The 11,177-nt window shown below is 69.2% G+C and carries 11 protein-coding genes; 8 read left to right on the top strand and 3 right to left on the bottom strand.

Features of this window, described 5'->3' with window-relative positions; all coding sequences use genetic code 11:
• The 6 genes from V7050_RS12720 to V7050_RS12695 form a co-directional block, all read left to right on the top strand.
• The coding region (locus tag V7050_RS12720) for a substrate-binding domain-containing protein (RefSeq protein WP_324410620.1) at positions 1-389 on the top strand (389 nt) is incomplete at its 5' end.
• Positions 386-1,651 carry an ABC transporter substrate-binding protein gene (locus V7050_RS12715; RefSeq protein ID WP_324367944.1) on the top strand — a complete coding sequence of 422 codons (1,266 nt, stop codon included), beginning with the start codon at positions 386-388 and terminating at the stop codon, positions 1,649-1,651. The genes V7050_RS12720 and V7050_RS12715, both read left to right, overlap by 4 nt.
• Positions 1,652-1,706: 55 nt before the next feature.
• On the top strand, positions 1,707-2,777 hold the full coding sequence (locus V7050_RS12710) for a carbohydrate ABC transporter permease (protein WP_324367942.1): 1,071 nt from the start codon (positions 1,707-1,709) through the stop codon (positions 2,775-2,777).
• Entirely contained in the window at positions 2,777-3,655 is an 879-nt protein-coding gene (locus tag V7050_RS12705; RefSeq protein WP_324367940.1) for a carbohydrate ABC transporter permease, read from the top strand. Before V7050_RS12710 ends, V7050_RS12705 begins: the two co-directional genes overlap by 1 nt.
• An 11-nt stretch (positions 3,656-3,666) precedes the next feature.
• On the top strand, positions 3,667-4,659 hold the full coding sequence (locus V7050_RS12700; RefSeq protein ID WP_324367938.1) for a levansucrase: 993 nt from the start codon (positions 3,667-3,669) through the stop codon (positions 4,657-4,659).
• A gap of 12 nt (positions 4,660-4,671) precedes the next feature.
• On the top strand, positions 4,672-5,745 hold the full coding sequence (locus V7050_RS12695) for an ABC transporter ATP-binding protein (protein WP_324367936.1): 1,074 nt from the start codon (positions 4,672-4,674) through the stop codon (positions 5,743-5,745).
• Between the two features lie 165 nt (positions 5,746-5,910).
• Here V7050_RS12695 and V7050_RS12690 read toward each other — a convergent pair whose 3' ends face one another.
• Together V7050_RS12690 and V7050_RS12685 are read right to left on the bottom strand one after the other, a co-directional pair.
• Positions 5,911-6,306 carry a response regulator gene (locus tag V7050_RS12690; RefSeq protein WP_324367934.1) on the bottom strand — a complete coding sequence of 132 codons (396 nt, stop codon included), beginning with the start codon at positions 6,304-6,306 and terminating at the stop codon, positions 5,911-5,913.
• Positions 6,307-6,448: 142 nt separating this feature from the next.
• The gene (locus V7050_RS12685) at positions 6,449-6,967 is read right to left on the bottom strand and encodes a cytochrome b (protein WP_324367932.1); all 519 of its coding nucleotides are present in this window, start codon (positions 6,965-6,967) and stop codon (positions 6,449-6,451) included.
• Positions 6,968-7,150: 183 nt separating this feature from the next.
• Here V7050_RS12685 and bktB point away from each other — a divergent pair, with 183 nt between their 5' ends.
• The gene (bktB, locus tag V7050_RS12680) at positions 7,151-8,329 is read left to right on the top strand and encodes a beta-ketothiolase BktB (RefSeq protein WP_324367930.1); all 1,179 of its coding nucleotides are present in this window, start codon (positions 7,151-7,153) and stop codon (positions 8,327-8,329) included.
• A 91-nt stretch (positions 8,330-8,420) separates the two neighbouring features.
• Here bktB and V7050_RS12675 read toward each other — a convergent pair whose 3' ends face one another.
• Positions 8,421-10,076 (bottom strand): GMC family oxidoreductase, encoded by a 1,656-nt coding sequence (locus tag V7050_RS12675; RefSeq protein WP_324367928.1) that lies wholly within the window; start codon positions 10,074-10,076, stop codon positions 8,421-8,423.
• A 131-nt stretch (positions 10,077-10,207) separates the two neighbouring features.
• On the opposite strand from V7050_RS12675, the gene V7050_RS12670 reads away from it, so the two are divergent.
• The gene (locus V7050_RS12670; RefSeq protein ID WP_324367926.1) at positions 10,208-11,020 is read left to right on the top strand and encodes an SDR family NAD(P)-dependent oxidoreductase; all 813 of its coding nucleotides are present in this window, start codon (positions 10,208-10,210) and stop codon (positions 11,018-11,020) included.
• The last annotated feature ends 157 nt before the right edge of the window (positions 11,021-11,177 follow it).

Below are 11,177 nucleotides of genomic sequence, written 5' to 3'. Positions count from 1 at the left end.
AGCTGCTCTGGGACGCGCTCGACCGGGTGCTGACGATCGAGGATCCGCCGACGGTTCTCTGCCTCGGCAACGACCGCATGGCCTTGCGCGCCTATGGCATGCTGCGGTCCCGCGGCCTGACGCTGCCCGACGACATCTCGGTTGCGGGCTACGACGATCACACGCTGATCACCGAGACGCTCTATCCGCAACTGACCACGGTGAAGCTGCCCTATGCCGCCATGGGTGTCCGGGCCGCGCGACTGCTCACATCCATGGTCCGGGACGGCAGTGCCGCGCCGGAAGCACCGGTTCTGGTCGGCGGCCCCGCGGTCTGGCGCGACAGCGTCCGGCCCGGCCCCGCGAACCGCATAACCGAATTGCCAATGAGAGGGAGGAACCCGGCATGAACATACGTCTGACCGCACTCGCCACCACCGCATTGGGTGCGATCTGGGGGGCGCAGGCCTTCGCCCAGACCGAACTGACCATGTGGTATCACGGCGCGGGCAACCCGGAAGAAAGCGCCGTGCTCGACCAGATCGTCGAGGAGTTCAACGCCAGCCAGTCCGACTGGTCGGTGGTCGTGCAGAGCTTCCCGGCCGGCGCCTACAACGACACCGTCATCGCCGGCGCGCTGGCGGGCAACCTGCCCGACATCATCGACGTGGACGGCCCGGTGATGCCGAGCTGGGCATGGGCCGGCTACATCCAGCCACTGGAAATCGACCAAAGCGCGATCGAGAACTTCCTGCCGACGGCCATCGGCCGCTGGAAGGACGACATCTATTCGGTCGGCCTGTGGGAAGCCGCCGTCGCCATGGTCACCCGGCGGTCGGTGCTTGAGAAATACGGCATCCGCATCCCGACCCTCGCTGAGCCCTGGACCCGCGACGAGCTCGACGCCGCGCTGGAGGCGATCAAGGAAGGCGGCGAATTCGACTATCCGCTGGACCTCGGCATGGCCTGGAGCGCGGACGAATGGTACCCCTATGCCTTCGCCCCCTTCCTGCAGAGCTTCGGCGGTGATCTGATCGACCGCAGCACCTATCTGGAAGCGGACGGCGTGCTGAACGGCGATGCCGGCATCGAATTCGGCGAGTGGTGGCAGTCGCTGTTCGACCGCGAACTGGCGCCCGGAACCAGCCAGGACCCGGCGGATCGGGATTCCGGTCTGATCGACGGCAAATACGCGATGAGCTGGAACGGAAACTGGGCCGCGGCAAACGCCGTGAAGGCCTTCGGAGACGACGTGCTGTTCCTGCCGGCACCGGATTTCGGCAATGGCCCGAAGATCGGCGCGGCGTCCTGGCAATTCGCCGTCTCGACCTCGTCCGACCATCCGGAGGGCGCGAACCAGTTCATCGAGTTCATGTTGCAGGACCGCTGGCAAGTGGCCTTCAGCAATGCGCAGGCCGTCATTCCGGCCACCAGCTCGGCCGCGGCGGAAAGCGAGCTCTATGCCGAAGGCGCGCCGATGGCCGTGTTCTATGACCTCAGCAAGGAACAGGCCCTGCTGCGGCCGGTGACGCCCGGCTATCCGGTCATGGCCAAGATCTTCCTCAAGGCCCTGGCGGATATCGCCAGCGGCGCCGACGTGGCCGACACGCTGGATGCGGCGGCCGACGAGATCGATGCCGATATCGAGGCCAACAGCGGCTACGGAAACTGACGCAACCCAGGCCGGGGCGGCAACGCACGCCCCGACCCTCCGGGAGGAACTACCAATGGCATCCAGTCTGCTGCGCTCCGACCGAGCGGGGTGGGGCTTTGCGATTCCCGCCTTCGCCCTGATCGGCACCTTCATCGTCCTGCCCTTCTTCTTCGCCTTCTATCTGTCGCTGACCAACCAGCGCCTGATCTCGCCCAATCCCACGGAATTCGTCGGGATCGACAATTACCGCAACCTGCTCGGCGTGGCCGTGGTCACGCTGGAGCCGGAGCGGGGCGACGACGGCACGGTCCTGCGGGACGAGGACGGGAACATCGAATATCCGAGCCTGCGCTCGGTCACGCGGAACGACGACACGCCGCAGTATCGCGGCATGCGCGAATGGTTCCGGTGGTCTTCGGGCGACGACGCGCGCGTGGTGATCGCCCGCGACGTGGTCTTCATGAAGGCGCTGGTCAACACCTTCACCTTCGTTCTGGTCGTGGCACCGTGCCAGGCGGCGCTGGCGCTCGGGCTGGCGCTGCTCATCAACCAGCGGCTGCGCGGCATCAACGTCTTCCGCGGCATCTACTACATGCCGGTGGTGGTCTCCATCGTCGTCGTCTCGCTGCTCTGGCGATTCATCTACGACGGCCAGGACGGGCTGCTGAACAACCTCCTGTCGGGCCTGACCTTCGGAATGTTCCAGCCGGTCGACTGGCTCGGCAATCCCTCGACGGCGCTGGGATCGATCATCGTCATGTCGATCTGGCAGGCGGTGGGCTTTCACATGGTGATCTGGCTCGCCGGGCTGCAGACGATCTCGCCGACGCTCTACGAGGCGGCCGATATCGAGGGCGCGACCAAGTGGCAGCGGTTCCGCTTCGTCACCTGGCCCGGGCTGCGCAACACCGCCGTGCTGATCCTGATCGTCATCACCATGCAATGCTTCGCGCTCTTCGCGCAGATCGACGTGATGACCAAGGGCGGGCCGCTGGATTCGACGCAGACGCTCGTGTTCCAGGCGGTCGAGCGCGGCTACGGCAAGCAGGACATCTCGGGCGGCTCGACCATCTCGGTCCTGCTCTTCCTGATCGTGCTCTGCATCTCGCTCATTCAACGCTGGCTGACACGGGAGAGAACGTGATGGCGACCATTTCCCAGGACAACCACGGGCTGCGCCTCGCCGTCCGGTACCTCGTGCTCGTTCTCGTCGCGGTGATCTTCATCTTTCCGCTGGTCTTCATGGTCGTCAGCTCGCTGAAGCCCGACCAGCAATTGCTGAGCGACACGGGCAGCCTCCGGGCCTTCCTGCCGGTCGGCGACATCGGGCTCAGCAACTACACCCATGCCTTCCAGCGGGCGCCGGTGGGATTGTTCGTGTTCAATTCCGTCTTCGTCACCGGGCTGACGGTGCTGATCTGCCTCCTGGTCTGCTCGCTCGCCGCATTCGCCTTCGTCTTCCTCGAATGGCGCGGCCGGGCGGTCGTGCTCTCGATCATCCTCGCGACGCTGATCGTGCCGTTCGAGACCATCGCGATCCCGCTGCTCCTTCTGGTCTCCAAGCTGCCCTGGATCGGGCTCTCGGGCATCGAGCACGGCTGGCTCAACACCTACCGGGTGCAGATCCTGCCCTGGGCGGCCGACGGCCTGACGATCTTTCTCTTCGTGCAGTACTTCAAGGACCTGCCGCGGGAGCTGATCGAGGCCAGCCGGGTCGAGGGCGCGACCTGGCTGCAGGTCTACCTGAAGGTGGTCATGCCGCTGGCCGGGCCGGTCCTCGCCACCGCCGCCATCCTCAAGTTCCTGGTGATGTACAACCAGTACCTCTGGCCCCTCATCGTGGTTCAGGACGAGGCCTACCGGCCGGTCATGGTCGGGTTGCAGTACTTCTTCCAGCTCAACACCGCCTGGGGCGAGATCATGGCCTATCTCTCGCTGATCACCGTCCCGGTGCTGGCCTTCTATCTCGTGTTGCAGCGCGCCTTCATCGCGTCGATCGCCTCGACCGGCGTGAAGGGATGACGGGGGGCACCATGGTTCTTGCACTCGACACGCATTGGATCTGGGACAGCTGGTACGCCCATGATGGCGAACGCTGGCACGGCTACTTCCTCAAGGCTCCGAAGAGCCTCGGGGATCCGCAGCTCCGGCACCGCAACGCCCGCCACGGCCACGCGGTCAGCGACGACCTGGTCAGCTGGACGCATCTCGGCACCTGCCTCGAGCCCTCCGGGGGCCCGGGCTGGGACGATTGCACCACCTGGACGGGATCGGTCCTGCAGGGTCCGGACGGGACATGGCACCTCTTCTATACCGGCGCCTCGCAGGCGGAGGACGGGCTCTACCAGCGCATCGGCCACGCGGTCTCGACCGACATGCACAGCTGGAAGCGGGTCGGCGAGGCGCCCTGCCTCGACCTGGCCGGCCCCCATGCCGCCAGCTACGAGGCCTCCTTCGAGGACGGCTTGTGGCACGACCGGGCGATGCGCGATCCCTGGGTCATGGCCGATCCCGACGGCGACGGCTGGCTGATGTTCTTCACCGCCCGCGCCGCGGGGGTGATGGAGCCCAATGCCGGCGGCGCCATCGGCTTCGCGACCTCGCCCGACCTCTTTGACTGGGTCCTTGAGCCGCCGGTCTTCGTCGGCGGCTACGGCCAGCTGGAGGTGCCGCAGGTCTTCGAGCAGGGCGGCCGGTGGTATTGCCTGTTCTGCACCGCCGCCGAGCATTTCTCGAAGGACCAGGCGGAGACCCATCCCGGCGGCCCGGTCTCCGGCTCGCATTATCTGATCGGGGAGAGCCCCCGCGGGCCGTGGCGGATCGCCCCGGGGCATTTCCTCGACGGCGCGCTGCCCTGCCGTCGCTATGCCGCGCGCATCCTGAAGACGGATGCGGGGCTGAAGATCATCGGTTTCGCCGATCACCCGGCGGGCCATTTCGTGGGCGAGGTCACGAATCCCGACCCGGTGGAAATCGATGCGGACGGAATGCTCCGCGTCCAGGGCGCGCAGCTTGCGGCCGAGTGAGGAGGAAGCGCAATGGCAACCATAAGATTGAAGGACGTTCGCAAGAACTACGGCGAGGTCCAGGTCATCAAGGGGGTGAACATCGACATCGACGAGGGCGAGTTCGTCGTCTTCGTCGGCCCCTCGGGCTGCGGCAAGTCGACCCTGCTGCGGATGATCGCCGGGCTGGAGGACATCTCGTCGGGCACGCTGGAGATCGGCGGCCGTGTCGTCAACGACCTGCCCCCGAAGGAACGCGGCATCGCCATGGTGTTCCAGTCCTACGCCATCTTCCCGCATATGACGGTGCGCGAGAACGTGGCCTTCGGCCTGACGCTCAGCGGCACGCCCAAGGCCGAGAAGGAGCGGAAGGTGGCCGAGGCCGCCCGCATCCTGCAGATGGAACACCTGCTCGACCGGCGCCCCTCGCAGCTGTCGGGCGGGCAGCGCCAGCGCGTCGCCATCGGCCGCGCCATCGTGCGCGACCCCGCCGTGTTCCTCTTCGACGAGCCGCTGTCGAACCTCGACGCGGCGCTGCGCATGGACATGCGGATGGAGATCGGCAAGCTCCACCAGTCGCTCAACGCCTCGATGATCTACGTGACCCACGACCAGGTGGAGGCCATGACCCTGGCCGACAAGATCGTCGTCCTGCGCGGCGGCGAGGTCATGCAGATCGGCTCGCCGATGGAGCTCTACCACAATCCCGCGAACCTCTTCGTCGCGGGCTTTCTCGGGGCGCCGTCGATGAACTTCATGACCGTGGACGTGCGCGACCTGGGCGCCGAGGGCGCGACCATCGCCAATGGCTCGCTCGACCCGATCTCGGTCGGGACCAAGGGGCGACCGATCGTCAAGGGCGGCAAGGCGACCCTGGGGATCCGGCCCCAGTACATACAACCCACCGCACCGGACCAGGGCATGCTGCACGGCACCGTGGCCCTGACCGAACGGCTGGGAAGCGAGACGGTCGTGGACGTCACCTTGCGGGACGGAAGCCAGGTGATCGCGGCGATCGCCGAGGACCGCGTGCTTCAGCCGGGATCGGAGATCGGATTGTCCTTCGACCCGGCACTGGCACATCTCTTCGACGAAGCGCTGACGTAGCGGGACGTCTCCTGCGCCCGGACTGGCCGGACTGGCGCTGGAGGGCCGCCCCCCCGCGGCCGGGCCGGAGGCGAAACACGCCTCCGGCCCACGCGCGCTGTCCCGGACCCTCAGACCAGCCGGAGCGGGAAATTCCGGGCATCCGCACCACCGCGGGGCGGAAGGTCACGTGCCCGAGGCACGGGCGCGCTGCCTGGTGAGATGGCGCCCGCCGTAATGCTCCACGAGCGCGGCCATGTCGTCGAGTTTCAGGGGCGCACGCATCAGCGCGCGCGCGTTCGGGATCAGCTCGAAGATCGTGCTGTCGGAAAAGAAGCTCTCGGCGGTCACCGCGATGATGGGCACGCCGGGGTCGCGGTAGGTCGCGAAATCCGCCACCTCGAAGGCCGCGCCGGCCGGCAACTCCATGTCGAGCACCACCGCGCCGTAGCTGCGGCTGCGCAGCGCGGCATAGGCCTCCGCCGCGGAGGTGGCCAGCGTGCTCCGCACGCCATGGCGCCGGAGAAACCCCGCCCAGACCCCGGCGAGGTCGGCGTCCGCTTCGACGATCAGGATGTCCACTCGGCCCCGCTTCTCCATTGGCGCGGCCCCCGGACCGCGCAGCCCCATGTTATCACGGGGATTTGCCGGCCGCAGCTTGGAAAACGCAGTTCGGGGCGTTTGCCGGGGGAAATCCGGCGGCCCCGGTGCCTCCGGCGCCGCCTCAGGCGCCGCGCCTCGGTTCGGGGCGCAGCATCCGCAGCAGCACATCGGTCTTCGCGACGAAATGCTGCCACAGCGCGCCGGCGGCATGCAGCGCCACGGTGAGGATGATCAGGGGCTTGGCGAGTTCGTGGATCGCGCCCATCGCGGAGACGCCGGCGAACCAGGCCAGCGCGCCGGTGAGCGGCATGGCGAAGATCACGCCGTAGAGCACCAGATGCGCCGCCCCGGCGATCCGCCGCTGCCAGGCCGATTCCCCCGGAGGCGCCGGCGGAACCCCGTGGCGCATCCGGATTGCGAACCGCAGGACCGCGAGCGCCAGGACCGCGAGCCCGACATAGACATGGAGGTTCGCGGCCGAGAGCTCGGCGGCGGTGGCTTCGGTACCGCGCCGGACGGCGCGATAGGCGGGCACTATGGCTTCGCCGAAGATCAGCTGGAAGGTCACCAGCGCGGCGATGAGCCAGTGGAGCGCGATCTGCGCGGTGGAATAGCCGGTGGGCCGTGTCTGCGGTGCCATGAAATCCTCTCGATCTGGAAACGGAACCGGTGGTCTGGCGGGCCGGCGCCGGGTGCGACGCGCCTCGTCGGTCTTCCAACGCAGCGGCGCGCCGCTTCCGTCGCGACACCGGCGAAAGCCCTTGCGATCGGCGGCGGGCCGCGCGAGGCTCGGGCCTCGGATCAGCCCGGGGAGGGAACGGCCATGCAGCAGGACATCGTGATTCTCGACGGCGCGCGCACCGCGATCGGCACCTTCGGCGGCAGCCTCGCCGGGACGCCACCCATCAAGCTCGCCGCCGCCGCCGCGAAGGCCGCGCTGGAGCGCTCCGGCGTGGAGGGCGGGCAGATCGGGCATGTGGTCTTCGGCCATGTGATCAACACCGAGCCGCGGGACATGTATCTCAGCCGGGCCGCGGCGATCGAGGCCGGGGTCCCCGACAGCGCGCCGGCGATGAACGTGAACCGCCTCTGCGGCTCGGGCGCCCAGGCGATCGTCTCCTGCGTCCAGGCGCTGGCGATGGGAGACGCGGATTTCGCCCTGGCCGGCGGTGCGGAGAGCATGTCGCGCGGGCCCTATGCGCTGCCCGCGGCGCGCTGGGGCCAGAAGATGGGCGATACCGCCGCCGTCGACATGATGGTCGGCGCGCTGACCTGCCCCTTCGGCACCGGGCACATGGGCGTGACCGCGGAGAACGTCGCCGCCGAACACCAGATCACCCGCGCCGACCAGGACGCCTTCGCGCTGGAGAGCCAGAACCGCGCCGCCGCCGCGATCTCGGCCGGCCGCTTCAGGGAGCAGATCGTGCCGATCGAGGTCAAGGTGAAGCGCGACATGGTCGCCTTCGACACCGACGAGCATCCCAAGGCCACGACCCTCGACAAGCTCGGCGCGCTCAAGACCGTCTTCAAACGGGACGGGACCGTGACCGCCGGCAACGCCAGCGGCATCAATGACGGCGCCGCGGCGCTGGTGCTCGCCGGTGCCGAGGCCGCCGAGAAGGCGGGGCTCAAGGCCCGCGCGCGCATGATCGGCTATGCCCATTCCGGGGTGCGGCCCGAGGTGATGGGCATTGGCCCGGTGCCGGCGGTGCAGAAGCTGCTGGAGCGGGTCGGGCTCGGCGTCGAGGATTTCGACGTGATCGAATCGAACGAAGCCTTCGCCGCCCAGGCGCTCGCGGTGAACAAGGGGCTCGGCCTCGATCCCGCCCGGGTCAATCCCAACGGCGGCGCCATCGCGCTCGGCCATCCGGTCGGCGCGACCGGCGCGATCCTCGCGATCAAGGCGCTCTACGAGCTCGAGCGCAGCGGCGGCAGGCGTGCGCTCGTCACCATGTGCATCGGCGGCGGCCAGGGCATCGCGCTGGCCTTCGAATCGGTCTGAAGCCGTTTCCGGCCGGGCCCGTCGGGACGCACGGGCAACGAGCGTCGGCCTGGGGGGCGGGGGCGGGAAAAAGGGTCGCGCGGGGATGCCGTCACGCCTCCGCGAGGATCCAGCGTGCGGCCTTCTCGGCCATCATCAGCACCGGCGCATTGGTGTTGCCGCTGGTGATCAGCGGCATCGCGCCCGCATCGACCACCCGCAGGCCGCCGATGCGCCCGCCGCGTCCGTCGCGCATCCGCAGGCGCGGGTCGAGCACCGCCTGCGGGTCTTCGTCCCGGCCCATCGCCGTGGTGCCGACCGGATGGAAGATGGTGGTGCCGATGTCGCCCGCGGCGCGCACGAGATCCGCGTCGGTCTGAAAGCCCGGCCCCGGCTTCCATTCCTGCGGCCGGAAGCGCGCCAGCGCCGGCTGCGCGACGATGCGCCGCGTCACCCGCAGGCTCTCGGCGGCCACCGTGCGGTCCTCCTCGGTGGAGAGATAGTTCGGCCGGATCCGCGGCGGGTCACCGGGCTCGGCGCTGGCGATCGCGACGTTGCCGCGGCTGGTGGGGTTGAGGTTGCAGACGCTGGCGGTGATCGCCGGGAAATCGTGCAGCCCCTCGCCGAAGGCCTCGAGGCTCAGCGGCTGGACGTGGTATTCCAGATTGGCGTGGTTCAGCCCCGGCCGCGAGCGGGTGAAGACGCCGAGCTGGCTCGGCGCCATGCTCATGGGCCCGGTCCGCCTCAGCGCGTATTCCAGCGCGATCGCCGCCTTGCCGGCGAGGCTGCGCGCGGTGGTGTTCAGCGTCCTGGTGCCCGAGACCCGGAAGACGGTGCGCAATTGCAGGTGGTCCTGGAGATTGCCGCCGACGCCCGGCAGATCCGCCCGGACCTCGATGCCATGGTCGCCGAGCAGCGCCGCCGGCCCCAGCCCGGAGAGCTGCAGGATCTTGGGGCTGTTGACCGCCCCGGCGGCGAGGATCACCCCGCGCCGCGCCCGCACCGACAGCGTCTCGCCGCCGCGCGCGAGCTCGACCCCCGCGCAGAGGAGCCCGCCGTCCGGGCCGTGCCCGAGGCTGAGCCGCCGGGTCTCCGCCCCGGTCCAGATCGTGAGGTTCGGCCGGCCCCGCGCGGGGCGCAGGAAGGCGCTCGCGGCGTTCCAGCGCCAGCCGCGCCGCTGGTTCACCTCGAAATAGCCCACCCCCTCGTTGTCGCCGTCGTTGAAATCGGCCCGCGCCGGGATGCCCGCCTCCTGCGCCGCCGCGCTGAAGGCGTCGAGGATCTCCCAGCTCAGCCGCTGCTTCTCGATCCGCCATTCGCCCGCCGCGCCGTGCAGCCGGTTGAACGCCGGATCCGCCCCCGGCCCGGCGCGCCAGTGGCTCTCATGGGCAATGAAATCCGGCAGGACATTGTCCCAGGCCCAGTCCGGCTCTCCGGTCAGTTCGGCCCAGGCATCGTAGTCGCGCGCCTGGCCGCGCATGTAGATCATGCCGTTGATCGAGGAGCATCCGCCGAGCACCCGCCCGCGCGGATAGCGCAGGCTGCGCCCGTTCAGCCCCGGCTCGGCCTCGGTCGCATACATCCAGTCGGTGCGCGGGTTGCCGATGCAATAGAGATAGCCGACGGGGATGTGGATCCAGGGATAATTGTCCCGCCCCCCCGCCTCGACCAGCAGCACGCGCCGCTCGCCCGAGGCGCTCAGCCGGTTGGCCAGGAGGCAGCCCGCCGTGCCGGCCCCGACGATGACGTGATCGAATTCCTCCGACATGCATCGATTTATGGACGCGGCATGGACCACCCGCAAGGCGCCGCGCGCGGGCGGCTTCGTTTTGGGGTCGCGGCCCCGGTGGCGGTGATCTAAGCTCCCGCCCAGCCCTTTGGTGCTTGCGGGAGGCCTCCATGGCGAACGAGCTGGCGGGAAAATCGGTGATCGTGACCGGCGCCGCCAACGGCTTCGGCCTCGCGGTCGCGCGCCGCTTCGTGCGGGCGGGCGCCTCCGTGGTGATGGCCGACCACGAGGAGGCCAAGCTCGACTCGGAGGTCGCGGCGCTCACGAGCGAGGAGCTCGACGGGCGGGCGATCGCCTTCGTCGGCGATCTGCGCGAGAAGCTCTCCATGACCAACCTGATCGCCGCGACCATCGACGCCAATGACGGCATCGACATCCTGGTCAATGCCGCGCGCCTGCTGCTGCCTTCCGACCCGCTGGCGCCGGAGACCGATCATTTCGAAGAGACGCTGCAGCACAACGTGCTCGCGAACCTGCGGCTCAGCCAGATCGCCGCCCGGCGCATGATCGAGCATGCCACCGAGGAGACCCCGACCCCGTCCGACCGGGCGATCGTCAATCTCAGCTCGGTCTTCGGCCGGCGCGCCCTGCCGGAGCTCTTCGCCTATTCGGTGAGCTGCGCGGCGCTGGAGCAGCTGACCCGCTGCCTGGCGCTGGCCTTCGCCAGCCATCGGATCCGGGTGAACGCCGTCGCCGTCGGCGGCACGATGACCCGGGCGCTCTCCAAGGCCCTGCCCGAGATCGAGGATCTCGCCGACGCCCTGGCCGAGGTCACGCCGCTCGGGCGCCTCGGCGACACCAGCGAGGTGGCGGAGGCGGCGCTCTATCTCGCCTCGCCCGCGGCGAGCTTCGTCACCGGCCAGATCCTCGGCGTCGACGGCGGCCGGCCGCTGCTCGACCCGCTCGAGGGCGCGGCGATCTGATACCGGCGTCCCCTCCGACTGACCGATCCTGCGGCCTGAGGCCGAGTCTCGGGACAAGGAAAATGCCGCGCCCCGCGCGGCCCGCGCCACCTTCCCCCCGGGCCGAGAAGGCGAGGCGCCGGTGGCGCCTTGCCCGGTCCGGTCGCCCGGAGGCGCA

It is taken from the genome of Amaricoccus sp., assembly GCF_036846665.1.
Lineage (GTDB): Bacteria > Pseudomonadota > Alphaproteobacteria > Rhodobacterales > Rhodobacteraceae > Amaricoccus.
The sequence above is the reverse complement of the archived record's forward strand: the minus strand, read 5'-3'. Positions and strand labels throughout refer to the sequence as shown.